Source organism: Micromonospora sp. NPDC000663, from assembly GCF_042898105.1.
Lineage (GTDB): Bacteria > Actinomycetota > Actinomycetes > Mycobacteriales > Micromonosporaceae > Micromonospora.
On record NZ_JBIAYR010000001.1, the window covers coordinates 759,657 to 785,188 of the forward strand.

General features: G+C 72.7%; 29 protein-coding genes. 15 read left to right on the forward strand and 14 right to left on the reverse strand.

Going from position 1 to position 25,532, the window contains the following annotated elements; all coding sequences use genetic code 11:
- The first annotated feature begins 32 nt into the window (after positions 1 to 32).
- Positions 33 to 695 carry a GNAT family N-acetyltransferase gene (locus ACFY1S_RS03670; RefSeq protein WP_387112552.1) on the forward strand — a complete coding sequence of 221 codons (663 nt, stop codon included), beginning with the start codon at positions 33 to 35 and terminating at the stop codon, positions 693 to 695.
- A 221-nt stretch (positions 696 to 916) separates the two neighbouring features.
- On the opposite strand, the gene ACFY1S_RS03675 is transcribed toward ACFY1S_RS03670, so the two are convergent.
- The 4 genes from ACFY1S_RS03675 to ACFY1S_RS03690 all read right to left on the reverse strand — a co-directional run bounded on the left by ACFY1S_RS03675 (position 917) and on the right by ACFY1S_RS03690 (position 4,111).
- Entirely contained in the window at positions 917 to 1,615 is a 699-nt protein-coding gene (locus ACFY1S_RS03675) for a TetR family transcriptional regulator (RefSeq protein ID WP_387112555.1), read from the reverse strand.
- The gene (locus ACFY1S_RS03680) at positions 1,578 to 2,072 is read right to left on the reverse strand and encodes a thiol-disulfide oxidoreductase DCC family protein (RefSeq protein ID WP_387112558.1); all 495 of its coding nucleotides are present in this window, start codon (positions 2,070 to 2,072) and stop codon (positions 1,578 to 1,580) included. Before ACFY1S_RS03680 ends, ACFY1S_RS03675 begins: the two co-directional genes overlap by 38 nt.
- Positions 2,069 to 2,566 (reverse strand): hypothetical protein, encoded by a 498-nt coding sequence (locus tag ACFY1S_RS03685; RefSeq protein ID WP_387112561.1) that lies wholly within the window; start codon positions 2,564 to 2,566, stop codon positions 2,069 to 2,071. The genes ACFY1S_RS03680 and ACFY1S_RS03685 overlap by 4 nt, the downstream gene beginning before the upstream one ends.
- A gap of 90 nt (positions 2,567 to 2,656) precedes the next feature.
- The gene (locus ACFY1S_RS03690; protein WP_387112563.1) at positions 2,657 to 4,111 is read right to left on the reverse strand and encodes a glycoside hydrolase family 3 N-terminal domain-containing protein; all 1,455 of its coding nucleotides are present in this window, start codon (positions 4,109 to 4,111) and stop codon (positions 2,657 to 2,659) included.
- A 167-nt stretch (positions 4,112 to 4,278) separates the two neighbouring features.
- Here ACFY1S_RS03690 and ACFY1S_RS03695 point away from each other — a divergent pair, with 167 nt between their 5' ends.
- Complete coding sequence (locus ACFY1S_RS03695) at positions 4,279 to 5,454, forward strand: ROK family protein (RefSeq protein ID WP_387112565.1); 1,176 nt, start codon at positions 4,279 to 4,281, stop codon at positions 5,452 to 5,454.
- A gap of 115 nt (positions 5,455 to 5,569) precedes the next feature.
- Here the strand turns inward: ACFY1S_RS03695 and ACFY1S_RS03700 are convergent, their stop codons facing one another.
- Positions 5,570 to 6,586, reverse strand: a complete 1,017-nt coding sequence (locus ACFY1S_RS03700) for an ABC transporter permease subunit (RefSeq protein WP_387112567.1) — start codon at positions 6,584 to 6,586, stop codon at positions 5,570 to 5,572.
- Complete coding sequence (locus ACFY1S_RS03705; protein ID WP_387112569.1) at positions 6,583 to 7,590, reverse strand: ABC transporter ATP-binding protein; 1,008 nt, start codon at positions 7,588 to 7,590, stop codon at positions 6,583 to 6,585. Before ACFY1S_RS03705 ends, ACFY1S_RS03700 begins: the two co-directional genes overlap by 4 nt.
- Before the next feature lie 131 nt (positions 7,591 to 7,721).
- On the opposite strand from ACFY1S_RS03705, the gene ACFY1S_RS03710 reads away from it, so the two are divergent.
- Both ACFY1S_RS03710 and ACFY1S_RS03715 read left to right on the forward strand, forming a co-directional pair.
- Positions 7,722 to 8,564, forward strand: coding sequence for an ABC transporter ATP-binding protein (locus ACFY1S_RS03710; RefSeq protein WP_387112571.1), 843 nt, complete (start codon positions 7,722 to 7,724; stop codon positions 8,562 to 8,564).
- A gap of 18 nt (positions 8,565 to 8,582) precedes the next feature.
- Entirely contained in the window at positions 8,583 to 9,479 is an 897-nt protein-coding gene (locus ACFY1S_RS03715) for a ribokinase (protein ID WP_387112573.1), read from the forward strand.
- A 12-nt stretch (positions 9,480 to 9,491) separates the two neighbouring features.
- Here the strand turns inward: ACFY1S_RS03715 and ACFY1S_RS03720 are convergent, their stop codons facing one another.
- Positions 9,492 to 10,220: a hypothetical protein gene (locus tag ACFY1S_RS03720; protein WP_387112575.1), complete on the reverse strand. Its 729-nt coding sequence runs from the start codon at positions 10,218 to 10,220 to the stop codon at positions 9,492 to 9,494.
- An 81-nt stretch (positions 10,221 to 10,301) separates the two neighbouring features.
- Here ACFY1S_RS03720 and ACFY1S_RS03725 point away from each other — a divergent pair, with 81 nt between their 5' ends.
- Positions 10,302 to 11,861: a dienelactone hydrolase family protein gene (locus tag ACFY1S_RS03725; protein WP_387112577.1), complete on the forward strand. Its 1,560-nt coding sequence runs from the start codon at positions 10,302 to 10,304 to the stop codon at positions 11,859 to 11,861.
- A gap of 4 nt (positions 11,862 to 11,865) precedes the next feature.
- Here the strand turns inward: ACFY1S_RS03725 and ACFY1S_RS03730 are convergent, their stop codons facing one another.
- Together ACFY1S_RS03730 and ACFY1S_RS03735 are read right to left on the reverse strand one after the other, a co-directional pair.
- Entirely contained in the window at positions 11,866 to 12,348 is a 483-nt protein-coding gene (locus ACFY1S_RS03730; RefSeq protein WP_387112579.1) for a DUF6232 family protein, read from the reverse strand.
- A gap of 87 nt (positions 12,349 to 12,435) precedes the next feature.
- Positions 12,436 to 12,915, reverse strand: coding sequence for a DUF6232 family protein (locus ACFY1S_RS03735; RefSeq protein WP_387112581.1), 480 nt, complete (start codon positions 12,913 to 12,915; stop codon positions 12,436 to 12,438).
- A 98-nt stretch (positions 12,916 to 13,013) separates the two neighbouring features.
- Here ACFY1S_RS03735 and ACFY1S_RS03740 point away from each other — a divergent pair, with 98 nt between their 5' ends.
- Entirely contained in the window at positions 13,014 to 13,787 is a 774-nt protein-coding gene (locus tag ACFY1S_RS03740) for an enoyl-CoA hydratase-related protein (protein ID WP_387112583.1), read from the forward strand.
- A gap of 82 nt (positions 13,788 to 13,869) precedes the next feature.
- Entirely contained in the window at positions 13,870 to 15,492 is a 1,623-nt protein-coding gene (locus tag ACFY1S_RS03745) for an acetolactate synthase (protein WP_387112585.1), read from the forward strand.
- Positions 15,493 to 15,540: 48 nt separating this feature from the next.
- Here the strand turns inward: ACFY1S_RS03745 and ACFY1S_RS03750 are convergent, their stop codons facing one another.
- Genes ACFY1S_RS03750 through ACFY1S_RS03760 form a run of 3 tightly spaced genes read right to left on the reverse strand, consistent with a single transcriptional unit; the run spans position 15,541 to position 16,679 of the window.
- Entirely contained in the window at positions 15,541 to 15,957 is a 417-nt protein-coding gene (locus ACFY1S_RS03750) for a PLD nuclease N-terminal domain-containing protein (protein ID WP_387112587.1), read from the reverse strand.
- Between the two features lie 27 nt (positions 15,958 to 15,984).
- Positions 15,985 to 16,290, reverse strand: coding sequence for a DUF202 domain-containing protein (locus ACFY1S_RS03755; protein WP_387112589.1), 306 nt, complete (start codon positions 16,288 to 16,290; stop codon positions 15,985 to 15,987).
- On the reverse strand, positions 16,287 to 16,679 hold the full coding sequence (locus ACFY1S_RS03760) for a YidH family protein (protein ID WP_387112591.1): 393 nt from the start codon (positions 16,677 to 16,679) through the stop codon (positions 16,287 to 16,289). Before ACFY1S_RS03760 ends, ACFY1S_RS03755 begins: the two co-directional genes overlap by 4 nt.
- Before the next feature lie 41 nt (positions 16,680 to 16,720).
- On the opposite strand from ACFY1S_RS03760, the gene ACFY1S_RS03765 reads away from it, so the two are divergent.
- The 4 genes from ACFY1S_RS03765 (at position 16,721) to ACFY1S_RS03780 (ending at position 19,870) form a co-directional block, all read left to right on the forward strand.
- Positions 16,721 to 17,518, forward strand: a complete 798-nt coding sequence (locus ACFY1S_RS03765; RefSeq protein ID WP_387112593.1) for a GNAT family N-acetyltransferase — start codon at positions 16,721 to 16,723, stop codon at positions 17,516 to 17,518.
- Positions 17,515 to 17,928 (forward strand): hypothetical protein, encoded by a 414-nt coding sequence (locus tag ACFY1S_RS03770; RefSeq protein ID WP_387112595.1) that lies wholly within the window; start codon positions 17,515 to 17,517, stop codon positions 17,926 to 17,928. The genes ACFY1S_RS03765 and ACFY1S_RS03770 overlap by 4 nt, the downstream gene beginning before the upstream one ends.
- 188 nt (positions 17,929 to 18,116) lie before the next feature.
- Positions 18,117 to 18,896, forward strand: coding sequence for an electron transfer flavoprotein subunit beta/FixA family protein (locus ACFY1S_RS03775; protein WP_387112597.1), 780 nt, complete (start codon positions 18,117 to 18,119; stop codon positions 18,894 to 18,896).
- A gap of 14 nt (positions 18,897 to 18,910) precedes the next feature.
- Positions 18,911 to 19,870, forward strand: coding sequence for an electron transfer flavoprotein subunit alpha/FixB family protein (locus ACFY1S_RS03780; protein WP_387112599.1), 960 nt, complete (start codon positions 18,911 to 18,913; stop codon positions 19,868 to 19,870).
- A 100-nt stretch (positions 19,871 to 19,970) separates the two neighbouring features.
- On the opposite strand, the gene ACFY1S_RS03785 is transcribed toward ACFY1S_RS03780, so the two are convergent.
- Positions 19,971 to 20,768, reverse strand: coding sequence for an anti-sigma factor (locus ACFY1S_RS03785; protein WP_387112601.1), 798 nt, complete (start codon positions 20,766 to 20,768; stop codon positions 19,971 to 19,973).
- Entirely contained in the window at positions 20,722 to 21,324 is a 603-nt protein-coding gene (locus ACFY1S_RS03790; protein WP_387112603.1) for an RNA polymerase sigma factor, read from the reverse strand. Before ACFY1S_RS03790 ends, ACFY1S_RS03785 begins: the two co-directional genes overlap by 47 nt.
- A 230-nt stretch (positions 21,325 to 21,554) precedes the next feature.
- Between ACFY1S_RS03790 and ACFY1S_RS03795 the strand changes: the two genes are divergently transcribed.
- The 4 genes from ACFY1S_RS03795 (at position 21,555) to mnmA (ending at position 25,525) form a co-directional block, all read left to right on the forward strand.
- A complete protein-coding gene (locus ACFY1S_RS03795) occupies positions 21,555 to 22,385 on the forward strand; it encodes a DUF4397 domain-containing protein (RefSeq protein WP_387112605.1) in 831 nt (276 codons plus the stop codon).
- Entirely contained in the window at positions 22,382 to 23,047 is a 666-nt protein-coding gene (locus ACFY1S_RS03800; protein WP_387112607.1) for a class F sortase, read from the forward strand. The genes ACFY1S_RS03795 and ACFY1S_RS03800 overlap by 4 nt, the downstream gene beginning before the upstream one ends.
- Positions 23,048 to 23,154: 107 nt before the next feature.
- Positions 23,155 to 24,330, forward strand: coding sequence for a cysteine desulfurase family protein (locus tag ACFY1S_RS03805; RefSeq protein ID WP_364367106.1), 1,176 nt, complete (start codon positions 23,155 to 23,157; stop codon positions 24,328 to 24,330).
- Between the two features lie 121 nt (positions 24,331 to 24,451).
- Complete coding sequence (mnmA, locus tag ACFY1S_RS03810; protein ID WP_387112609.1) at positions 24,452 to 25,525, forward strand: tRNA 2-thiouridine(34) synthase MnmA; 1,074 nt, start codon at positions 24,452 to 24,454, stop codon at positions 25,523 to 25,525.
- Positions 25,526 to 25,532: the final 7 nt, after the last annotated feature.

The following is a 25,532-nucleotide window of genomic DNA, read 5'->3' on the forward strand; positions in this document are numbered from 1 at the left end:
CCACGACGGGCCGGGTGACGGGGAGGTGCTTCATGCTCGACCGGCGGCTCCACCTGCACCTGGCCACCTGGCTCGGACAGTGGCCGGCTGGGCCGGGCCTGCACGTGGTCGGTTCGTACCGGCGGGCACTGCCGGCCTGGGACGGTCGACTGCGTCCGGCGCTCGCCGTCGACACCGGGCGCAGCGCCGTGCTCTCCGTGGCGCCCGACCGGGTGGACGCGGTCCGCACGCTGGCCCACGGCACGCCGGGCCGGCTCCTGGGCGCCCTGCCGCAGGCGGTCGGGCTACCGCAGTGGTGCGTGCACGACGGCCCGTTCCGGTGGAGCATCGCTCCCGCGCCGCTTCCCGACGTGGGGGAGTGGACCGCACCCACCGCCCCCGGGCTGCCGCAGTGGCTGCGGCTGTTCGACAGGCAGGTGCTTGTGGTCCGCGACGCGGACGGCACCTACCTGGCCGGGTTGGGGATCAAGCGGCACGACGCGTACGGGCGGGAGTTGGCAGTCGGCACCGTGCCCGCGGCCCGTGGTCGCGGCCTCGCCCGTCGGCTGGTCGCGCAGGCGGCGCGGCGGGTGCTCGACGAGGGTGCGGTGCCCACCTACCTGCATGAGCGGGACAATGTCGCCTCCGCCCGGGTCGCCGACGCCGCGGGCTTCCCGGACCGGGGCTGGCGCGCGTACGGGGTCTACCCGCGCTGACCCCGCGTCGGGCGCGGACCGTGGATCCCGGGCCGGATCCACGGTCCGCGACCTCCCCCCAGGTCCCGGTTCGGGCGACCGCCCTCGCGCGCGGGGCGGGGCCGGTCCGTGCCGATCACGCTACGTATCGAGGGCACTCGGTGCAAGGCGTGAGCTGTCGGTTCGGAGTGTCGAATAGTGGACTTGACCTGCGGCTCGACCGTGCCGGGGTGCGCGCCGGGTCAGTGACGTAGCGTGCGGATCAGGTCGAGCACCTGCCGGGTCACGGGACGCAGGACTCGGAGCCGGGACAGCGCCGTGAGCCGGTCGATCAGCGGGACGACGCCGTCGATCAACTGCCTGGTCTTGGTCTGCCCGGGTGACCGGTCGTGCACCCAGTAGAGGACCACGCCCATGTACGCCAGCCAGAGCAGCTCGGGCAACTGCGGACGCAGGTCGGCGTCGACCTTGGCTGTGGAGCCGTCCAGCACCTCGGCGAAGAGGGCGATCGCCGCCTCCCGGGGGCCGGAGGACTCCGCGGAGAAGGGGCTGAGCGGGGAGGTCGGCTCCGCCGCCGTCTTGAAGAAGGTCGCCGCGAACTCGTGCGATGGCGTCAGCACGTCGATCCCCGCGTGCAGCACCCCGGCCAGCCGGGCGCCGAACGACTCCTCCCGGTCGAGCACTGCCTGCGCGGCGGCCCGGTGCTCGACCTGGGACTGGGCGTAGAACTCCTGGATCAGGTGGTCCTTGGAGCCGAAGTAGTAGTAGGCGTTCCCGACCGCCACGCCTGCCTCCTGCGCGATGGCCCGCATGGTGGTCTGGGCGTAACCGCGCTCGCGGAACAGCCGCATCGCGGTGTCCCGGATCAGCTGCCGGGTCTGCTCGCCACGGGCGGTGGCAGGATCACCCGCAGTGGTCGTCGGCGCAGGCTGCTCGGTCATCGGGGCCACCGTATCCCGCCAGCTCGTCGGTCGGCTCGACCCGTGGATCGCGGACCCGCTCCCGGATCGCCGAGGCGGCGGCCACCACCTGCCGGGCGAGCGGCATCAGGTGGGGGCGGGCCAACCGTTCGGCGGTGGACCGGTGGTCGGCCAGTGCCCAGAGGCAGGCGAACCAGGCGCCGTCGCCCGCGTACACCTCGCCGGTGTCGGCGACAACTGTGAGGTCGCGCAGGGTGGCGTCGTGGTCCAGGCCGGGGAAGCGCCGCCGGGCCTCGACCGACCCGGCCGCGACGAACTCCAGGGGTACGAGTTGGGCGCGCGACGCGAGCCACCGGCGGGCGGCGCGGCAGAGCGGGCAGGACGCGTCGAACAGGACCGTGAACCCCCGGATTCCACCGCCCCCGTGTGCGGCGGAGTCCGGGGGCCGGCCGGTGCCGTCGGTCGATGGCCCGGTCATCGGGTCGGCGGTGGACCGGCCGGCCCGCCGCCCGGCTGCGGAGTGGTCGGGTGCGGACCGGCCGGGTGGGGGGCGACGGGGTAGGGGCCGTGCGGTCCGGTCTGCACGGGAAGCCTGCCGATCGGTGCGACGGGCGGGTGGGTGGCGAGCTGGCGGAGCCGGTTACGGCGGTAGCGGCCAAGCGCGAACACGTTGAAGAAGTGCAGTGCCCCGAGCACCAGTAGCACCAGCCCGATCTTGAGGGACAGCTCCTCCATGGCCTGGCTGGTCGAGAGCACCGGGTCGTCGTGCTTCATAGCCACCGTGACGTAGCCGAGGTTGAGCAGGTAGAAGCCGACCACCAGGAGGCTGTTGACCGCCCGGGCCAGTCGTTCGTCGGAGAACACCTCCTCCAGGAAGACCTGCCCGTTGCGCGACAGGGAGCGGGCCACCCAGATCGTCAGGCCGACGCTGACCGCGAGGTAGACCAGGTACATCCAGACCTTGGTGTCCATGGGGACGCTCCTCTTGAACGCGTTCAACTACCGACGCCATCAGCGTAGGTGAGTTCTTGAACATGTTCAAGCGTTCGGACGGTGGACGGTTCAGCCGGCGAGCCCCAACGCCTCGGCCGCCGCCCGCCCGTTGGCGTGGCTCGCGCCGTACGTGGTGACGAACGCGCGGACGCCGTCCGGACGCCACTGTGCCGGCCAGCCCATCTCCACAACGGTCACCGGATGCCCGGCGGCCAGGCCGGAGATCAGCTCCGGCCCCCCGGGCAGGCGGTGCAGGTGACGGCCGACAAGCACAATCGGCCGGTCACCGGCCAGCCCCCGCAGCGTCGCCGGATCGGTCTCGGCCGCCACCACCCGGATCTCCTCGATACCGTCCAGGTGTGGGCCGAGGCCCCACGGCACCCGCCCCTCGGCGATTGTGGACTCGGTGTGCAGTTGCACCACGAGAGGGCGGCCCAGGCCGGTGAGGACTCCGTCCACCTGCACCGCACGGCGTGCAGCCGCGTACCCCAGATCGGTGTCGACGGTGAGAGGCGCGGCGCCCACGGTCCGGGTCCAGGCGGCGAGCGCGGCGGCACGACCGGCCGCCTCCTCGACCCGGGCGGTCGCCAACCGGCCGTCGCCGAGCGCGTCGACGATCTCGGCGACCACCCGCTCGACGAGGTCCGCGTCGACAGTCGCGCCGATGCAGAGCAGGTCGGCGCCGGCGGCCAGGGCCCGCACCGCGGCCGGCCCGACCCCACCGGCCGCCACCGCCGCGCCCTTCATCTCCAGCGCGTCGGTGATGATGGTGCCGGTGAAGCCGTACTCGGTGCGCAGCAGGTCGACAAGCACGGCCCGGCTGAAGGTGGCCGGCCCGTCGCCGGTCAGCGCCGGCACCCGGATGTGCGCGGTCATCACGGCGCGCGCCCCGGCGGCGATCACCGCGGCGAACGGCGGCAGGTCCCGCTGCCGCAGCAGAGCCGGCGGGACGTCCACGGTGGGCAGCTCGTGGTGCGAGTCGGTGACTGTCGCGCCGTGACCGGGAAAGTGCTTGGCGCAGGCGGCCACTCCGGCGGCCTGGAGGCCGGCCACGGCGGCGGCCGAGTGGGCGGCCACCCGCACCGGGTCGGCGCCGAACGAGCGGGTGCCGATCACCGGGTTGTCGTCGGCGGTGTTCACGTCCACAGTGGGGGCGAGGTTGACGGTGATGCCGAGCGCGGCCAGTTCCGCGCCGATGGCGTGGTAGACGCGGCGGGTGAGCGCCACGTCGCCGATCGCGCCGAGGGCGGCGTTGCCGGGGTACGGGCTGCCGGTGGCGTGCGCCAGCCGGGTCACGTCGCCGCCCTCCTCGTCGATGGCGATCAGCGTGTCCGGGCGGCCGGAGCGCAGCGCCGCGGTACTGGCCGCCACCTGGGCCGGGTCGTGCACGTTCGTGCCGAACAGGGTGTGCCCGGCCAGCCCGTCGGCCAGCAGGTCGACCGCCCAGTCCGGCGGGACCGGCCCCGGGTACGCGGCGAGCAGGGTGCCCAGCGCGAGCCGACGTAGTCCTGGATCCAGCCCCACGTGATCGTCCTCCTTCGGTGCCGGCGGGTCGCAACCTCGTACCGGCGGTGGTCTACGCCCTGCCGGGTCGGCCGAGCGCTCCGCCCGCGGGTGGCCGTTACGCTACGGCTACCCGTTCGCAGGTCGGTTTACAGTTAGCAAAGTTTACTAAAACTAGAGGACGTGGCATGAGTGCGACCCGGCTGCCCGGTACCCCCCGTCTGTTGCGGGCGCTCAACGACCGAGCGGCACTGGAACTGCTCCTGGAGCGGGGCCCGCTGACCCGCGCCCGGCTCGGGGAGCTGACCGGGCTGTCCAAGGTCACCGCCTCCCAGCTGGTCGAGCGGCTGGAGGAGCGCGGTCTGGTCAGCCGGGTCGGCGAGCAGGCCGGCGGGCGAGGGCCGAACGCGCAGCTCTACGCCGTGCGCCCGTCCAGCGCCCACGTGGTCGGGGTGGACGTCGGCCCGGACCGGGTGGTGGCCGCCTGCGCCGACATCACCGGCGCCGTGATCGGCCGGGTGGAGCAGTCCACCCGGGACACCGACGACCCGGTGGGCGTGGTGCACAACGCCGTGGTGCAGGCCGCGAGCAGCGCCCAGGCGCAGCTGAGCAGCGTACGGCGGATCGTCCTCGGCACGCCGGGTCTGGTAGACCCCGGCACCGGCGACATCACCTTCGCCTTCAACCTGCCGCGCTGGCACAGCGGTCTGCTCGCCGCGCTGCGCGACGACCTGCACACCCCTGTGGTGTTCGAGAACGACGTCAACCTGGCCGCGGTCGCCGAGGCGCAGTCCGGCGCCGCGCAGGGGCTCGCGGACTTCGTGTTGGTCTGGGTGGGCGCCGGCGTCGGTCTGGCGATCATGCTGGGTGGGCGGCTGCACCACGGCAGCAGCGGCGCGGCCGGAGAGATCGGCTACCTGCCGGTGCCCGGCGCGCCCATTCCCCGCGACGTCTCCCGCCGCGCCAAGCCGGCCTTCCAGCAGCTGGTCGGCGGAGACTCGGTGCGGGCGGTGGCCCGCGAACACGGGTACCCGGACGCGGACGCCGCCGATGCCGTCCGTGCCGCCGTCGCCGACGGCGCCAGCGGTGGCGCGATGCTCGACGAGTTGGCCCGCCGGCTCGCGCTCGGTGTGGCAAGCACCTGCGTGGTGCTCGATCCGCCGCTCGTGGTGCTCGCGGGTGAGGTCGGCCAGGCAGGTGGCGCGGCGCTCGCCGAGCGGGTGCAGCAGGAGGTCGCCGCGATCACGCTGGTCCGGCCACGGGTGGTGCCCACCGGGCTGACCGAGGAACCGATCCTGCACGGCGCGCTGCGCACCGCGCTCGACGCCGTCCGCGACGAGGTGTTCGGCTCCACCGTCGGCTGAGCCCGCTGGGGCGGTCATGTGAAGAAATATTTCACCGCTCGACGGCGGGTTGCAACCTCTTGCCGAGCCCTGTGCGGGCCCGTCGGGCAGCCCGGGGCCGCCCGACGGGCCGGCATCAGATCAGATCGCGACGACGGAACACGGCGAACGCCGCCACCGTCAACCCACCGGTGATCAGGAGCAGGACCAGCAGCGCGGGCCCCCAGGTCAGGCTGTAGAAGCCCTCGCAGGTGACCCCCGGCCGGCTGCCGGCGCAGAGCTGGGAGTCCCAGAACCGGGCCTCACCGGTGAGCCACGCCCCGATGTGACTGGAGAGCATCAGCAGATCCGGCCGCCGGGCGTCGACGATCTCCAACACCAGACGGCCGCCCAGCTCCCACACCACCGCGTACGCGGCGACCGTGCCGAGCGCCGCCGAGGTGTGCCGACCCAGCGCCGCGATGGCGAAACCCAATGCGGTGGCCAGCAGCACAAGCACCAGGCCCCGCCCGTGCACCGCGCCCAGGGAGCGCCAGAAGTCGCCGCTCAACCGGCCCGCCAAACCGGCGGTCTGCCCGATCACCCAGAACGTCGCGAGATAGAACAACGACGCCACCACCGACACCACAAGCACCCCGCCGAGCAGGGTGCCCAGCTTCGCGCCGAGCACCGTCAACCGACGCGGACGCCACAGCAGCAGGTTCACCACACCGCCGGAGTTCAGATCCGCGCCGATGTAGGAGGCGCCGACCAGGAACCCGAACAACACGAGGAACGCGATCAGGAAGTACAGCAGCGACTGGGCCTCCTTGGCGAAGCTGAAGACGCCCGGCAGGAAGTCGGCCGCGACCGGCAGCCGTTCGGACCGCAGCGGGTCCAACTCCGAGCAGTCCGCGGGGTACCAGGCACCTGTCTCGTCCACCGGCGTCAGGCCGCTCTGCCGGTCCAGGCACGCCTGGTGGGCGCGCTCCAGGTCCCGGCGAGCCTCGACCGCCTTCGCCCGCGCCGAGGCCACCTCGTCGGCGCTGGGCTTGTGCGAGCCGGCAAGCGTGGTCGCCGCGGTGACACCGAACGCCAGCACCAGCAGGACGACCATCAACTGCACGAAACGGCGCGCGGACAGCCGCTCCACCTCGGCAGCGATGAGGTTCACGCGTCCACTCCCCGTACGTCGAGATCGATCAGGTCGCCGTCGGCGTCCGGCAGGGGCGTCGCACGGTCGACCTGGCGGGGCGCCGACGGATGCTCGCCGGCCCCGGTCAGCTCCAGGAAGACGCTCTCCAGATCCGGCCGCAACGGTGTCAACTCACCCACCCACAGCCCCTGCTCGCCGAGCACCCGGCTGATGACTGTCGAGTCGGTGACCCCGCCCACCACAAGCGCCCCCGCGTCGACGGCCACCACCAGTCCGGCCGCCCGCAGCAGCTCGACGGCGCGCTCCGGCTCGGCCACCCGGACCAGGAACTCGTGCCGGTCATGGCCGGCCAGCACCTCGTCCACCCGGCCGGTCGCCACCCGCCGCCCCCGCGAGATGATCGTGACGTGGTCGCAGATCAGCTGGATCTCGCCCAGGATGTGGCTGGACACCAGCACTGTCACCCCGGACGCCGCCAGCGACCGCATCAGGTCCCGCATCTCCCGGATGCCTGCCGGGTCCAGACCGTTCGCCGGCTCGTCGAGGATGAGCAGCCGAGGATCCTTCAACAGCGCCGACGCCACAGCCAGGCGTTGCTTCATGCCCAGCGAGTAACCCTTCACCCGCTCGTCACCCCGGTCGCGCAGACCCACCAGATCCAGCGCCTCGTCCACCCGCGACACCGGTACCCCACCGGCGCGGGCCAGCAGCCGCAACGTGCGGTACCCGGTGAAGTTGCCGAAGAACTGCGGGCTCTCCACGATGGCGCCGACCTGGGCCGCCACCCGGGGCAGCAGTTCCGGCGACGGCTCGCCGAGCACGCTCATCCGCCCGCCGTCGGCCCGGACCAGCCCGAGCAGGGCGCGCAGGGTGGTGGTCTTGCCTGAGCCGTTCGGCCCCAGGAAGCCGTGGATCTGACCCTCCTCGACCAGCAGGTCGAACCCGTCGACCGCCACCCGTTTGCCGCCGCGCAGGCTGCGGAAGGTCTTCCGTAGGCCCTCGATCTCGATGACCGCGCTCATCCGCGCGGCTCCGTACCCCGACCGAGCATGGGTCGTCCTCCGGGTGTGGTGATCAACGACACGGTGCCCCACCCTACGGCCGGGGCGCCGCCCGTGGGGGGCGCCGCGACGTTGCGTGGTTGGATGGAGTGGTGACTGGTGACCTGATCCCCGGCGCTGCCGACACCACCTCCGGCGCCGCTACCGTGGACCCGGATCTGGTGGTCAGCCTCGACGGCGTCGGCGTACGCAGGTCCGGCACCGCGCTGTTGCAGGACCTGACCTGGCGGGTGGAGTTGGACGAACGCTGGGTCGTGCTCGGGCCCAACGGGGCCGGCAAGACGACACTGCTCAACCTCGCCGCCGGCCGGTTGCACCCCACCACAGGTGTCGCGCACGTGCTCGGCGAGCGGATCGGCCGCACCGACATCAACGAGCTGCGTACCCGGATCGGGCTCTCCACCGCCGCCCTCGCCGAGCGGCTGCCCGCCGACGAGCAGGTCAGCGACGTGGTCGTGACGGCCGCCTGGTCGGTGGTCGGCCGCTGGCGGGAGAGCTACGAGCGCGGTGACGAGGCGCGGGCGCGGGCCCTGCTCAGTCAGCTCGGCATCGGCGGCCTCGCCGAGCGCCGCTACGGCACCCTCTCCGAGGGCGAACGCAAGCGGGTGCAGATCGCCCGTGCCCTGATGACCGACCCGGAGCTGCTGCTGCTCGACGAGCCGGCCGCCGGGCTCGACCTGGGTGGTCGCGAGGACCTGGTCGCCCGTCTCGCCGAACTGGCGTACGACCCGGACGCGCCGGCCCTGGTGCTGGTCACCCACCACGTGGAGGAGATCCCGCCCGGGTTCACCCACGCGTTGCTGCTGCGCGAGGGCGCGGTCGTCGCCCAGGGCCTGCTGGCCGAGACGCTCACCGGCGACAACCTCTCCAAGACCTTCGGCCTGCCGCTGGTGGTCGAGCGGTCGGGCGGCCGCTACACCGCACGGGCCAGCTGACCGGGCGGAGGGCCTGACGTGTCCCAGACCCGGGTGGTCGTGGTGGGCAGCGCCAACATGGACCTGGTCGCGATGGCACCCTCGCTGCCCCGGCTGGGCGAGACGATGCTCGGCACCGACTTCGTGATGGTGCCCGGCGGAAAGGGCGCCAACCAGGCGGTCGCGGCGGCGCGGGCCGGCGCCTCCTGCGCCTTCCTCGGCGCGATCGGATCCGACGCGTTCGGCGTCACGCTCAGGGCGCGGATCACCGCGGCCGGCGTGGACACCGCCCAGCTGCGGGTCGCCTACGGCACCTCCGGGGTCGCCCTCGTGATGGTCAACGCCCAGGGGGAGAACGCCATAGTGGTCACCCCCGGCGCGAACGACGCGCTGGTCGGCCTCACCGACGAGGAGTTGGCGACGGTACGCGGGGCCGACGTCCTGGTCGCCCAGCTGGAGATCCCGGTGCAGACGGTGACCACCGCCGCGACTGCCGCCCGGGCCGCCGGCACGCGCGTCATCCTGAACGCCGCGCCGGCCCGGGACCTCCCACCGGAGCTGCTCGCGGCGGTGGACCTGCTTGTCGTCAACGAGGGCGAGGCGCAGGCCCTCACCGGCCGGGGCCGGGAGGAGCCGCGGGCGCTGCTCGACCTGGTGCCCCGGGCCGTGCTCACCCACGGCGGGGCGGGCGCCTGGTACGTCGACCGGGACGGCGCCGACCTGCACGTACCCGCGTTCCAGGTCGACGTGGTCGACTCCACGGCGGCGGGCGACGCGTTCACCGCCGCGCTCGCCGTCGGCTGGGGCGAGGGGCGTGACCTGGCCGACGCGGTGCGCTGGGCGTCGGCCGCCGGCGCCGCCTGCGTCCGCCGACTCGGCGCGTCGGTGGCGCTGCCTTCCCGCGCCGAGATCGACGAGCTGTACGCGAGGGGCTGACCCTCGCCCGGCTCAGCCGACGGGTTCCTCGCCGAGCCGCTCACCTCGGCGACGCAGCATGCCCAGGCCGGGGATGCCTGCGACGGCGAGCTTGAGGTCACGGGTGACGTCGAGCAGGTCGTGCAGGTCCGGTCCGACCCGGTCCAGGGTGGCAAGGATCGGCAGGATGTCGGCCGTCAGGTGTTCCTTGAGCTTCGGCAGTTCGTCGATGAGGTGGATCGCCGCGGTGATCTCCTCGTGGCTCAGTTCCTCGACGAACCTCCCGGCCATCGGGGCGGCACGGCGCAGCGCCGGCTCGTACGCCGACAACAGTTCCGCGGCGGTGGCCGCCGCCTGCGTCGCGGTGCCCACGGTCGTCGCGGCGCTGCCCGCCACCGCGTCGGCCTCGGTGACGACCGTGGCGGCCAGCCGGGCGACCTGGTCGGCTTCCCGGACCACGACGGCGGCGGCGGTCGCCACCTCGGTCGCGGTGTCGATGGCGGTGGTCGCGGCGGCGCTGATGACCGCCACCTCACGCACCGCCGCTTCGGCGTCGGTGAGCACCCGGTCGGTCCGGTCCAGGGTCTCCTCGATCCGGTCCACCACGCCGTTGATCCGGGTGAGCAGGGCTTCCACGCCGTCCAGCACCGCGAACGCGCGGGCCGGCACGGTGGCGAGCGAGGCCGCCGAGCCGAGCGCCTGGTCGACGGCGGAACGGGTCAGGCCGACCATCGCGGCCGGTGTGGGGAGGGGGATCGCCATGGAATCCAGTGTGCGTCGCCCGCGCCCTAACCGCTCGTCCGGCGTCACCTGCGGGGCCGCCCGCGGCGGTAGGGTGCCGGGATGCCGGCACCCTCGCCGCACCGTCGTCCGAGCAACCCGGCCGCCGTCCTGCTGGCCGTGGTCGCGGCGGTCGCCGCCGCACTGGGCACGCTGGTTCTGGTACGCGCCGACGCCGGCCTCACCGTCCGCCACCTCACCGTCGACGGTGTGCCGTTGACCGAGGTGCGCGCCGAGCTGCCGACGCCCGACGTCCGGCGTCCCGGTGTGGTCGTCGCGCACGGCTTCGCCGGCTCGGCCCGCCTGATGCGCCCGATCGCCGACAGCGTCGCCCGTCGGGGGGCGGTCACGCTGCTCGTCGACTTCGCGGGGCACGGCTCCAACCCGGCGCGGCTCGACAGCGCCACCTCCGACACGACGCTCGCCGCCGACCTGGACGTCGCGGTCGGGTACCTGCGGTCCCGGCCGGACGTGGACCCGGACCACATCGCGCTTGTCGGGCACTCGATGGGCGCCGGGGCGGTCACCCGCTACGCGGCCGGGCACCCGGAGATCGCCCAAACGGTGGCGATCTCGCTGCCCGACGCCGGCGAACTGCCCCCGGGCCGACCGACGCGGTTGCTGCTGATCGTCGGCGGCTTGGAGTTCCCCGGTTTCCGGCGTGCCGCCGAGGACGCGGTTCAACGGGGTGCGGCGGTGGGCCGGCGACCGGCGGTGGTGGTACCGGGCGTGGAGCACATCTCGGTGCTGTTCGCCCCGCGCACCCACGAGGAGATCGTCAACTGGCTGCCCAGCCTCGACGGAACCGCCGCGCCACGGCCGCTCGTCCGGCTCGCCGGAGCGGCGCTGCTGCTTGTCGCGTTCGGGGTCGGTGTGGTTCCGCTCGCCGCCCTGCTGCTGCCTCGAAGGCCCACCGGCGGCCCGCCGGCCGATCCGGTGCCCGCGACAGCGGGCCGCCTGCCGGGCCTCGTCGAGGCCGGTCCGGCGCTGCTCGGGTTGGCTGCCGTCGCCGCTGGTGTCGGCGCGGTCGCCGCCGCGGTGCTGCCCACTGCCCGTATGCCACTCGCAGTGGGCGGCTACGTCACCGTATTCCTGCTGGTCACCGGCCTGCTGGTGCTTGCCGGGCGCAGGTGGTTGCCGGGCGGGCGACAGGCGACCCCCACGTCGGGATCCGGCCAGGCCGTGGCCGCCCGGCCCCTGGTCGCGGCCCGGGCCGTGGTCGCCGCCCTTGCCCTGACCGGGTACGCGGTCCTCTCCGTCGCGCTGCCGATCCACCTCGGGCTGACGTCGGCGCTGCCGGTGGGCGCCCGCTGGTGGCTGCTCCCGCTGGTGGTCGCCTCCTGCCTGTTGTTCCTGCTCGGCGTCGAGGTGGTCGCCGTCGGCCGGGCCGGTCGGCACCTGCTGGTCGTAGCGGTCACCGTGCTGGTGCTGACCGGGTCGGCGCTTGTCGGTCTGGCGCCCGGGTTCGTGCTCCTGGTGGTCCCGCTGTTCGTGTTCCTGCTCGGCTGGCACGCCGCATGGGCGGCGGTACTACGGCGGTACGCGGTCCCGCGCTGGCTGCTGGCCACCCTCGGCGCCGTCCTGGTGGGCTGGCCGATCGCCACCACCCTGCCGTTGAGCTGACCGGTCATCGATGGTCGCCCTGCTGTTCGACGGCGCGCTGCACGGCCCTGTAGATCTGGCCGAACCGCAGCGCGTCAGGCGTGCGTAGCAGCAGATCCTCCCGGCCGTGGTGCTGCACCCACAGTTCGTGCACGTGGCTGCCGCGTTCGTAGGAGCGGTCCAGCCACCCGAGGGGAATCTCCAGGAACGGGATCGACGCCAACGCGCCCACCGCGAAGGCGGCGAGGACGACAAGCGTCACCTTCCAGTTGCCGCGTTCCTGCGCCGACCAGACCAGCGAGACGACGCAGATCAGCGCGACAAGCGGCGGCAGCGAGAGCAGCAGCACCAGGACACCGCGACCGAGCACCCGGCCGCGCACCGCGAGCGTCTTCGGACCGCGCGCGTGCCAGACGTACGTCACGTCGGAGAGGGCGACCACGTAACCACCCGAACGAATCGACTCGGAGGTCACCTGCACCGCGTCGTCCCGGTAATAGAGGGTCATCACTAAGCCTAACCACCGGCGGGCAACCCGCCCCGCGCGTTCCTCCGCCGCCGCGACGGCGGCGCAGAACGCCCGCAGGCTGGTCGGCTAGCGTCGGCTGGCCGGGCGGGCCGGGTTGGTGTGCTCGACCGCGCGCTGCACCGCCCGGTAGATCTGACCGAAGCGCAGCGAGTCGCCGGTGCGCAGCAGCCGTACCGGCTGGCCACGCCAGCGGGCCCACATCTCCAGTTGGCGGCTGCCCCGGGCGTACGAGCGGTCCAGGTGTTCGAAGAGGAAGTCGGCGACCGGCCCGACGGCCAGCCCGACGAGCACCGACGCGCCGACGATCGCGATCGTCACGGTGGGGGAGCGGTGCAGCCAGACGGCCACGGCGATGCCGAGTACCGCGGCGATCAGCGGGCCGGCCAGTGCGGCGCCGATCGCGCCCCGGCCGACGAGCACCCGCCATGAGCGGGTGCCCCGACGGTGCCAGACCATGGTGATCTCGGCCAGTGGGTAGCTACGGCCGTCCACCCGGACGGCGGTGGAGGTGACCTGCACCGACCTGTCGTCGTAATACGTGATCATGGCTGGACTCCCGCCCGCGGGGCTGACACCACACTACTTACCCAAACGAGCCGGGTCGTAAGGTTGGCACGCGACTTCGACGAGGAAGTGAGGGCAGCGTGGGCGACTTCGTTCGGCTGGAGACCACTGACGGCATCGGCACCATCCGGCTGGAGCGGCCGCCGATGAACGCGCTCAACACCCAGGTGCAGGAGGAGTTGCGCGCCGCCGCCACGGCGGCCACCGACGACCCCGGGGTCCGCGCCGTCATGGTGTACGGCGGGGAGAAGGTCTTCGCCGCCGGAGCGGACATCAAGCAGATGGCCGAGATGTCCTACGTGGACATGGCCGACCGGGCCGCGAACCTGTCAAGCGCGCTCGGCGCGATCGCCCGGATCCCCAAGCCGGTGGTCGCCGCGATCACCGGGTACGCCCTCGGTGGCGGGTGCGAGCTGGCGCTTGCCTGCGACTGGCGGATCGTGGCCGAGGACGCCAAGCTCGGCCAGCCGGAGATCAAGCTCGGCATCATCCCCGGCGCGGGCGGCACCCAGCGGCTGGCTCGCCTGGTCGGCCCGGCCCGCGCCAAGGATCTGATCATGACGGGTCGGATGGTCGACGCCGAGGAGGCGTTGCGGATCGGCCTGGCCGACCGGGTGGTACCTGCCGCCGAGGTCTACGAGGCAGCTGTCGCGTACGTGAAGCCGTACCTGACCGGTCCGGTGCAGGCGCTGCGCGCGGCGAAGCTGGCTGTGGACGGCGGCCTGGACATGGACCTGAACTCGGGCCTGGCCTGGGAGAGTCAGCTCTTCGCGGCGTTGTTCGCCACCGACGACAGGCGTGAGGGCATGACGGCCTTCGTGGAGAAGCGCAAGCCGGACTTCACCGGCCGCTGACGATTAGTCGAGAACGGTTCACATTGTTCCTACCGGCCAGTAGCGTGGGGCCTCGGTCACGAGGGACGAAGGGGAGCGGCGAATGACGGAGCGGATCGAGGGTCACGGCGGAGAGTTGGCGCTGGCGGCGCTACGCGCGCACGGCGTACGGGAGATGTTCACGCTGTCCGGCGGGCACGTCTTCCCCCTCTACGACGCCGCGCACAAGACCGACTTCCCGATCTACGACGTCCGGCACGAGCAGTCCGCGGTCTTCGCCGCCGAGGCGGTGGCCAAGCTCCAGCGCCGCCCCGGCCTCGCCGTGCTCACCGCCGGCCCCGGCGTCACCAACGGCATCTCCGGCATGACCAGCGCCTTCTTCAACGCCTCCCCGGTGCTGGTGCTGGGGGGCAGGGCGCCCGCGTTCCGCTGGGGCTCGGGCAGCCTCCAGGAGATGGACCACCTGCCGCTTGTCGCCCCGGTCACCAAGCACGCCGAAACGGTGTTCAGCACCGACGACATCCCGCGCGCGGTGGGCGCCGCGCTCACCGCCGCGCTCACCCCGCACCGCGGCCCGGCGTTCCTCGACTTCCCCCTGGAGACTGTCTTCTCCGTCGCCGAGGTCGAGCTGCCCGCCGTGGCGGGCGTCGACCCGGTCGTGCCCGACCCGGACGAGGTCGGCCGCGCCGCTCTGCTGATCGCCGCGGCGCAACGACCTGTCGTCATCGCCGGCTCGGACGTGTACGCGGGTGACGCGGTCGCCGCCCTGCGCGAGGCGGCCGAGGCGTTGCAGGTGCCGGTCTTCACGAACGGCATGGGTCGCGGCTCGCTCCCGCCGGAGCACCCGCTCTCCTTCGCCAAGGCCCGTCGGGCAGCGCTCTCCGGCGCCGACGTGGTCGTGGTGGTCGGCACCCCGCTGGACTTCCGGCTCAGCTTCGGTGACTTCGGCGACGCCAAGGTGGTGCACATCGTCGACGCGCCCAGTCAGCGCGCCGCGCACGTGCAGCCGGCCGCCGCACCCGCCGGCGACCTGCGCCTGATCCTGTCCGCGCTTGCCGACCACTCCGGTGACCGGGCCGACCACAGCGACTGGATCGCGGACCTGCGCACCGCCGAGGACGCCGCCAGGGCCCGCGACGCGCAGGAGATGGCCGCCGAGACCGACCCGATCCGCCCGGCGCGCATCTACGGCGAACTGCGCCGGGTGCTGGCCCGCGACGCGATCACCATCGGCGACGGCGGTGACTTCGTCTCGTACGCCGGTCGCTACCTGGAGCCCGCGCAGCCCGGCACCTGGCTGGACCCGGGCCCGTACGGGTGCCTGGGCACCGGCATGGGCTACGCGATGGGCGCCCGGGTCAGCCACCCGGACCGGCAGATCTGCGTGCTGATGGGCGACGGCGCGGCCGGCTTCTCGCTGATGGACGTCGAGTCGCTGGTCCGCCAGAAACTGCCCGTGGTGATCGTGGTCGGCAACAACGGCATCTGGGGGCTGGAGAAGCACCCGATGCGGGCCATGTACGGCTACGACGTGGCCGCCGACCTCCAGCCGGAGCTGCGCTACGACACGGTGGTCAGCGCGCTGGGCGGGGCGGGGGAGACGGTCGCGAAGGCCGCCGACCTGGGGCCGGCGTTGCAGCGGGCGTTCGACTCCGGTGTGCCGTACCTGGTGAACGTGCTCACCGACCCGACCGACGCGTACCCCCGCTCGTCGAACCTGGCCTGAGTCGCACCCGCCGCCGCCGTCGCCCCGGGCGGGGTGGCGGCGGCGCGCTCACACCTCGGGCCGGTCGCCCTCACGCGGTGGCTCACCGTCGCGGCGGCGCAGGTCGTCCTCACGCCGGCGCAGATCCTCTTCCCAGCGGCGGAACAGTTCCTGGTCCTGCTGCTGGGCGCGTTCCTGCACGGAGCGGAGGAACTCGGGGTCGTCGTCCGGCGCGACCGGCCGGGGGCGCTGCCGTTCGGGCGACGAGACGCCGCCGGGCCAGCCCTTGCGGGCGCCGGGGCCGGGCTCGCGGCCGACGATGAACCAGGCGATCGAGCCGATCAGCGGGAAGAACAAGATGATCAGCACCCAGGCGATCCGGGGCAGGGCACGGATCTGCCCCTCCTCGGCGGAGAGACAGCTGATCAGCGCGCAGACCGCGAGGACGATCTGCACCAGGAAGAGGAGTACGCCAAGCCGGGCCATGCACCCATCATGGCGCACCGTTTCCCGTCACCCCAGTCCGTGAAGCACCAGCAGCACCCCCAGTAGTGCGAATCCCACGGTGCCGAGCGCGACCAGGGACAGGGTCCGACCGCCGGTGCGCGCGGGGCCGGTGCCGGTGCCGCGCGGCCAGCAGAGCACCAGCAGGGCGCCCCACAGCAGGACGGCGACCCCGGCGACCAGCGCCCCGGTCGGGCCTCCGGTCGACGCCAGCCGGACGGCGAGCACTGTCACCACCGTGACCGTGAGCAGGGTTCGCCGCCAGGCCAGCCGGGTCCGCTCCGGTTGCAGCCCTGGGTCGCGTCCGGTGCTCAACGCCCGCCGATCGCCCGCAGCAGGACGGCGGCAACCAGCAGCAACGCGCCGACGCCGACGGTGAGGGCCAGGATGGCGGGGAACCGGGACGCGGGCAGTTCCTCACCGAGCCGGATGGCCCGCTCGGTACGTGCCCAGTGATCCACCGCACGGATCGCGACCGCCGCGCCGAGCAGCAGCAACGCCACAGCGATCACCTCCCGCAGGTGGCCCATCGGCAGGGGTGGCAGGAACTGCGCGGCGGCCAGCCCGCCGCCGACCAGCGCCAGCCCGGTGCGCAACCAGGCGAGGAAGGTCCGTTCGTTGGCCAGGGAGAACCGGTAGTCCGGCGTCTCACCGACCGAACCCAGCTCCGCCGGGTCGAACCACCGCCTGATCGTCTTCCACACGGTGCCGATTATTCGCTTCCCCTCCGACTTAGCCTGGGCCGGTGACTGATCTCGACGTACAGACCTTGCGGGCCGCCTACGACAACCAACTCCGTCCGGAGATCCCCGACCCGGTCCCGGCCGGTGTGACTGTGGAGCGGGACGGGCCGCTGGTCCGGATCGTGGGGCTGGACGCGGGTGGATTCCTCACCTACCGCGACCTGGGCGGGCTGTCCGGCACCGAGCTCGACGAACTGATCGCCCGGCAGGTGCGGCTGTTCCGCGAGCGTGGCCAGTCCGTCGAGTGGAAGCTCAACGAGCACGACGAGCCGGCGGATCTGCCCGACCGCCTGCGCGCCGCCGGCTTCGTGCCGGAGGAGCGGGAGACCGTCGTGATCGGGCCGGTCGCGCCGCTGGCCGCCGCGCTGCCTGTCCCACCCGAGGGGGTACGCCTGCGTGAGGTGACCTCCCGGGAGGACCTGGAGCGGATCGCCGCCATGGAGGAGGAGGTCTGGCAGGAGGACCGCTCGCACCTCGTGTGGGGGCTGGCCAAGGAGATCGACGCCGACAGGCATTCGATCACCGTCGTGGTGGCCGAGGCGGACGGGACGGTGGTGAGCGCGGGTTGGGTGCGTTTCCCGGCGAACACAGGCTTCGCCACCCTCTGGGGCGGCTCGACCCTGCCGCAGTGGCGTCGCAGGGGCATCTACCGGGCGCTTGTCACCTACCGGGCCCGGCTGGCCGACCAGCGGGGTCGGACGCTGTTGCAGGTCGACGCGTCCGAGGACAGCCGGCCCATCCTGCAACGTCTCGGTCTCGTCCCGGTCACCACCACCACCCCGTACGTCTACACTCCGTGATCATGGAGCAGCGGTTGACGGACGAGGAGCGGTTGACCCTCAAGACCGGCGCCTTCGGTGCCGTCCTGCTGGTCTCGAACGCCGATCCGGGGATGGTGGCGGTGTTCCGGGAGAGCTTCGCCGCCTCCGGCGTGTTGGTCGGTGCCAGCGGTGTGGTCAAGGAGGCGTTGACGACGGGCCCGCTGCCCCGGCTGCCCCGCGACTCCGAGTTGGGGATCGAGTCGGTGGTTTTTCCGGCGCTCACCGGGGCGGTCCGGATCCTGCGGGAGAAGGCGCCGGCGGACGTCGAGACGTACCGCTCGGTGGTGTTGACGGCGGCGGACCGTGCGGCCCGGGCGCACAACGGGATGGCGCCGGCGGAGGCGGCGGTCATCGACCGGATCCGGGGCGCGTTGGCCGAGTCGGCCTGACCGCGCGGGTGTCGGTGAGCTGTGTCACTCTGAGTGCCCGGGAGCCGCAACCTACTGGCAGGTAACATTGTGTCGTGGGCCACCGCACAACAGCCCGCGGTTGACCAGACGTCGACCGACGCGCGACGCTGCGGCCCAGACCGGGCGAGCGAAATCGCATCACCACACAGGAGGGTCGTCGAAGCGCGATGAATATCGTCGTACTCGTCAAGCAGGTGCCTGATTCGGGCGCGGACCGCAACCTGCGCAATGACGACAACACCGTCGACCGCGGTTCGGCGAACAACGTGATCAATGAGATGGACGAGTACGCCATCGAGGAGGCGCTGAAGATCAAGGAGGCGCACGGTGGCGAGGTCACCGTCCTGACCATGGGTCCGGACCGGGCGACCGAGTCGATCCGCAAGGCGCTCTCCATGGGCCCCGACAAGGCCGTGCACGTGGTGGACGACGCCCTGCACGGGTCCTGCGCGGTGGCCACCTCGAAGGTGCTCGCCGCCGCGCTCGGTCAGCTCAACGCCGACCTGGTGATCTGCGGCGCGGAGTCCACCGACGGCCGGGTTCAGGTCATGCCGCACATGATCGCCGAGCGGCTCGGTGTCGCGGCGCTCACCGGCGCCCGCAAGCTCACCGTCGACGGCGGCACGCTCACCGTCGAGCGGCAGACCGAGGAGGGCTACGAGGTCGTCACCGCCTCCACGCCGGCCGTGGTCTCCGTCTGGGACACCATCAACGAGCCGCGGTACCCGTCGTTCAAGGGGATCATGGCCGCCAAGAAGAAGCCGGTGCAGACCTTCTCCCTGGCGGACCTCGGCGTCGCGCCGACCGAGGTGGGCTTCGACGGCGCCACCAGCGCCGTGGTCGAACACTCCAAGCGTCCGCCGCGCTCCGGCGGCGCCAAGATCACCGACGAGGGCGAGGGCGGCGTCAAGCTGGTCGAGTTCCTCGCCACCGAGAAGTTCGTGTGAGAGCGGGTCTGGACATGTCTGAGGTTCTCGTCGTCGTCGAAGCCACAAAGGAATTCGGCGTCAAGAAGGTCACCCTGGAGATGCTCACCCTCGCCCGTGAGCTGGGCACGCCCAGCGCGGTCGTGCTCGGCGGCGCCGGCGCGGCCGAGGCGCTGAGCGGCAAGCTGGGCGAGTACGGCGCGGAGAAGATCTACGCCGCCGAGGGTGACGAGATCGACGGCTACCTGGTGGCCCCCAAGGCCAGCGTGTTGGCCGAGCTGGTCCAGCGGGTGCAGCCGGCGGCCGTGCTGCTGGCGTCGGCCCAGGAGGGCAAGGAGATCGCCGCCCGCCTCGCCGTCAAGCTGGACAACGGCATCCTGACCGACGTCGTCGGCCTGGACGCCGACGGCACCGCCACCCAGGTGGCCTTCGCCGGTTCCACGATCGTCAAGTCCAAGGTCACCAAGGGCCTGCCGCTGGTCACCGTGCGACCCAACTCGCTCACCCCGAGCCCGGCCGCCGCCACCCCGGCGATCGAGCAGCTCACCGTGTCGGTCACCGACACCGACAAGCTGGCCAGGGTCGTCGAGCGGGTCGCCGAGCAGAAGGGCTCCCGCCCCGAGCTGACCGAGGCCGGCGTGGTCGTCTCCGGCGGCCGCGGTGTCGGCAACGCCGACAACTTCAAGCTGGTCGAGGAGCTGGCCGACCTGCTCGGCGGCGCCGTGGGCGCGTCCCGCGCGGCCGTCGACTCCGGCTTCTACCCGCACCAGTTCCAGGTGGGTCAGACCGGCAAGACGGTCTCCCCGCAGCTCTACGTGGCACTGGGCATCTCCGGTGCCATCCAGCACCGGGCCGGCATGCAGACCTCGAAGACCATCGTCGCGGTCAACAAGGACGGCGAGGCGCCGATTTTCGAGCTGGCCGACTTCGGCGTGGTGGGCGACCTGTTCAAGATCGTCCCGCAGGCCGCCGAGGAGATCCGCAAGCGTAAGTGACCCCCTGCGCGACAGTGGCCGCCCCGACGTGTCGGGGCGGCCACTGCCTTTTCAAAAAGGGAGCTGATCGGCGGGCCGGGGAGCTGAGCCGGCCCACCGATCAGCCCGTCAGGGTGCCCCTCAGCAGGCTGTCGCCGGAGTGGCGGGTGTTGTTGTCGAACTGCTCGGCGGAGACGTCGACCACCGAGTAGGTCTTGAGGTCGACGTTCGGGGGCAGCGGCAGCAGAGCGTCGGAGCCGCCCCCCAGGGTGCCGACCGAGAACATCTCCATCGTCGTCGGGTTGATGAGCCAGACCTCGTAGTACCCCGGGACGCTCGGGAGATTCGCCACATGCAGATGCAGTTGGCCGTCCTGCAGAACCCGGGCGTCACCCGTGGCCGCCGGCGGTGTCGATCCGTACGCCGCGAGTGGCGCGCGGGCCACCACCGCCTGCGGCGGAGCGGGAGTCGGGTCGTCCGAGCGCAGTACGGAGGCTGTCCCCACCACACCGACCGCCGCGGCGGCCGCCGCGGTCACCGCGACCGACGCCCAGCGGGACCAGCCCCGGCCCCGGCGGGACCGGCCCGCCGAATCCAGGCGGGTGACCGTCGTGCGGGTGGCTGGCTCGGCCGTCGTGCTGTTCGCCTGCTCAGGCACCTGTTGCCGACGGGAGTCGGAGAGCGACGGCAGGGCCTCCGCTGCTCTGATCTCCGCCGCGATGCCCTGCCAGACGTGCTCCGGCGGGTCGGGCAGGTCGGCGAGGCCCTGCGTCTCGGCGCCGAGGCCGGCGACCTGCTGGAGCGTCGCCATCTCCGCCCGGCAGTGCGCACAGGTGTCGAGGTGGGTGCTCTCGCCGTTGTCCGCCTCGCTCTCACCGAGCGCCAGAAAGACCAGCCGGTCGTGGTCCAGGTGCTGCACCGTCCACCTCCCATCTGCGTTTCAAGCTCGCCATGCCGCGCCGGATATGACTCTTCACAGTGCCCAGCGGTACGCCTGTCACCGCCGATATCTGCTGGTGTGTCAGGTCGTCGTAGAACGCCAACTCCAGCATGCGCCGTTGGTCGTCCGGGAGTCGGGCCAGCTCGTCGGCGATGACCAGCCGGTCCACCACCCGGTCGGGGTCCGGGCCCGTCTGTGCCGGCTCGGGCAGCTGGCGGACCGTCTCGGCCACCCGGGTCTCCCGGGCCGAGGCCCGCATCCGGTCGATCACCTTGCGCCTACCGATGCCGAGCAGCCAGCCGATCAGCGACCCCTTGGCTGGATCGAAGGTGTCCCTTCCCAGCCAGGCGGCGACGAATGTCGCCTGGGTCACGTCCTCGGCGTCGGCGCGGTTGGCCAGCATGGTGGTGGCCAGGTGCAGCACGGCACGGCCGTAACGGTCGTAGGCCTCGCGCAGCGCCGCCTCGTCGCCAGCGCGGAACCGGAGGGCCGTGTCGTCCACCGTAGGGTCTGGATTCTGGGGTGGCGCCGTCATCAGGCGGCTCGCCTTCGATGGGGCATACCCGACTGTAGCTGCCACAGCCTCCGCCCCACTTTCCCGGTCGATGTCATCTCACCTGCTCTTCGTCTTTCGACATCGGTACGGATGCGGACGACGCCGAAAAAGAAAAGTTCGTCAGGTGCGCATCCATCCGCCTCGGAGCCGGCGTAACCCGTTCTGCAAGCCAGGCCTGACGAATCAGCAGTAATCACCAGGAGGCAGACATGCAGCTCTCGTACTTCCGTCGGGTCGCCGCGGGCGGCGCCGTCGCCGCGCTGGCCTTCGCCGGCGTCGGCGCGTTCACCGCCACCCCCGCGTACGCCGCCACGTCGAAGGTCTCCGTCGTGCACGGCATCCCGGACACCCCTGTCGACGTGTACGTCAACGGCAAGAAGACGCTCGACAACTTCAAGCCCGGTGACGTGGCCGGCCCGCTGAACCTGGAGGAGGGTGACTACGACATCGCCTTGACCAAGCCGGGCGAGCCGGTCGGCAGCGCGATCCTCAAGGTCGACAACGCCGCGGTGCCGGGTGGGGCGAACATCAGCATCGCCGCGCACCTCGACGCCGCCGGCCAGCCGAAGATCACCCCGTTCGTGAACGACGTCTCCAAGGTCGACGCCGGTAAGGGCCGGCTGATCGTCCGGCACACCGCCGCCGCCCCCGAGGTGGACGTGCGCGCCGGCGGCACCCCGGTCTTCAAGAACCTCACCAACCCGAACGAGGCCAAGGGTGACGTCGACGCGGGCAACGTGAAGGCGGACGTGGTGCTGGCCGGCACCGACACCGTGGCCATCGGCCCGGCCGACCTCAACCTCAAGGAGGGCACCGCGACGATCGTCTACGCGATCGGCTCCGCCGAGGGCAAGACGCTCGACGTGGTCGCCCAGACCATCACCGGTCTGCACTCCGCCCCGGGTGGCGTGCCCAGCGGTGACGGCGGCCAGGCCGGCACGGGCGTGAACACCTGGTGGTACGTGCTCACCGGCGCCGGCGTGCTCCTGCTGCTCGGCGGTGGGGTGCGGATGGCCACCGCGCGGACCGGCCGCAAGTGACGGTGCGCAACCGCGGCGCGCTGGCGGCCCTGGCCGCCGGCGTTGCCGCGCTCACCGTCGCCACGCTCGTGGCGTGCGGATCCCAGCCGGCCGAGGACGTGGGCGCCGACGAGGCGGCCAACCTCGCAACCGCCACCCCGGCCCCGTCGGCCAGCGCGGCCGAGGGCCAGTCGGTGCCGGTGACCGCCGGGGAGCTGCCGGCCGGGGCGGAGATCGTCCCGCCGGTCCGTCTGGTGATCCCGGGGATCGACGTCACCGCCACCGTCAACGCGGTGGGCATCAACAAGCGGACCAACGAGTTCGAGGTGCCGCCGAGCGTCGACAGGATCGGCTGGTACCGGTACGGCCCCGGCCTGGAGGCCGACGCCGGCTCGGTGGTCATCGCCGGTCACGTGGACAGCGCCCAGCAGGGCAAGGGCGCGTTCTTCCGGCTGCGGGAACTCGACCAGGGCGACACCCTGACGGCGACCGGCAGCGACGGCAAGGCGCGCAAGTACCGGGTCGTGGCCCGGGAGGAGTACGACAAGACCAAGATCCCGTTGGACCGTTACTTCGCCCGGGACGGTAAGCCGCGGCTGACCCTGATCACCTGCGGTGGGCCGTTCGACGCCAAGGCCCGTAAGTACCGCGACAACATCGTCGTCACCGCGGTGCCCGCCTGAGCGGGTGCGTGGTCGCGAGCGGTCGGGGTGGAGACCCACCCCGGCCGCTCGCGCACAGGGCCCTCCGCCCTCCGCATCCCGACCGCTCGGCCGTAGGCTGAACGGTGATGGCTTACCTGGATCACGCGGCGACGACTCCGATGCTCGATGAGGCACTGGAGGCGTACGTCGCCACCGCCCGCGAGGTCGGCAACGCGTCCTCCCTGCACGCGGCGGGTCGCCGTGCCCGCCGCCGGGTCGAGGAGTCACGCGAGCGGGTGGCAGCCGTTCTCGGTGCCCGGCCATCCGAGGTGATCTTCACAGGTGGCGGCACGGAGAGCGACAACCTGGCGGTCAAGGGCATCTTCTGGGCCCGCCGGGACGCCGGCTCGGACCGTCGGCGGGTGGTGTCCAGCGCCGTCGAGCACCACGCCGTGCTGGACGCGGTCGACTGGCTCGCCGAGCACGAGGGCGCCGAACTCGGCCTGCTGCCTGTGGACGACGCCGGTCGGCTCCACCCGGAGACACTGCGCGCGGAGTTGGCCGCGCACGCCGACCGGGTGGCCGTGGTCACCGCCATGTGGGCGAACAACGAGGTGGGCACCGTCCAGCCGGTGACCGAGTTGGCCGCCGTCGCCGCCGAACACGGCGTGCCGTTCCACACCGACGCCATCCAGGCGGTCGGTCAGGTGCCTGTCGACTTCGCCGCCAGCGGGGCCGCCGCGCTGACCGTCACCGGGCACAAGCTGGGCGGCCCGACCGGCGTGGGCGCTCTCCTGCTCGCCCGGGACGTGGCCGCCACACCGCTGCTGCACGGCGGCGGTCAGGAACGCGACGTCCGCTCCGGCACGCTCGACACCGCGGGCATCGTCGCCTTCGCCGTCGCCGTGGAAGCGGCGGTGAAGGGCCAGCAGGAGTACGCGGCCCGGGTGGCCGCGCTCCGCGACGACCTGATCGAACGGGTCCGCCGGGCGGTGCCCGAGGTGATCTACAACGGCGACCCGGTCGACAGGCTGCCCGGCAACGCGCACTTCTCCTTCCCCGGCTGCGAGGGCGACGCCCTGCTGCTGCTGCTCGACGCCCACGGCATCGCCTGCTCGACGGGCTCGGCCTGCTCCGCCGGCGTGGCGCAGCCCTCACACGTGCTGCTGGCGATGGGCGCCGACGACGACCGCGCCCGCTCCTCGCTGCGTTTCACACTCGGCCACACCAGCACCCAGGCCGACGTCGACGCCGTCATCGCGGCCCTCCCGGCGGCGGTCGAACGAGCCCGCCGGGCCGCCGCACCCCGTACCCCTCGCTGACCAGCGCGGGAGCCCGCTCGCGCCGGTGCGAGCGGGCGGGCGGGAGACCGGGGCGGTTCGGGGTGGCGGATAGGCTTGTGCGGGGTACGGCGAAAACGCGCGGGGGGATGGGAGTGGGCTGGTGAGGGTTCTGGCGGCGATGTCGGGCGGGGTCGACTCGGCGGTGGCGGCGGCGCGGGCGGTGGCGGCCGGGCACGACGTGACAGGTGTGCACCTGGCGCTGGCCCGCAACCCGCAGACCTACCGCACCGGGGCGCGCGGCTGCTGCACCCTGGAGGACTCCCGCGACGCCCGTCGGGCCGCCGACGTCATCGGCATCCCGTTCTACGTCTGGGACATGGCCGACAGGTTCCACGAGGACGTGGTGGACGACTTCGTGGCCGAGTACGCCGCCGGCCGTACGCCGAATCCCTGCCTGCGCTGCAACGAGAAGATCAAGTTCGCGGCGGTGCTGGACCGGGCGGTGGCCCTGGGCTTCGACGCCGTGGTCACCGGCCACCACGCCCGGCTCGGCCCGGACGGGCTGCTGCGCCGCAGCGTCGACGTGGCGAAGGACCAGTCGTACGTGCTGGCCGTGCTCACCCGCGAGCAGCTGGACCGGTCGATGTTCCCGCTCGGTGACTCGACGAAGGCGCAGGTCCGCGCGGAGGCCGCCGAGCGGGGCCTGGCGGTGGCGGACAAGCCCGACTCGCACGACATCTGCTTCATCGCCGACGGCGACACCAGGGGCTTCCTCGCCGGCCGGCTCGGCGAGGCGCCCGGCGACGTGGTGGACGCGAGCACCGGCGCGGTGGTGGGCAGCCACACCGGCGCGTACGCGTACACGGTGGGTCAGCGTCGTGGGCTGCACCTGGACCGGCCGGCGCCGGACGGGCGGCCCCGCTACGTGCTGTCCATCACGCCGACCACCAACACGGTGACCGTCGGCCCGGCCGAGGCGCTGGAGGTGTCCGAGGTCCGGGCCGTCCGTCCGGTCTGGACCGGCGGCTCGCGCCCGGACGCCCCGGTGGAGTGCGAGGTGCAGTTGCGGGCGCACGGCGACGTGACGCCGGCCACCGTCGCCCTCGACGGCGACCTCCTGCACGCCGAGCTGCGCCGCCCGGTACGCGGTGTCGCCGCCGGTCAGGCCATCGTGGCGTACCGGCCGGACCCGGCCGGCGACGTGGTCCTGGGCTCCGCCACCATCGCCGGCTGACCGTCCG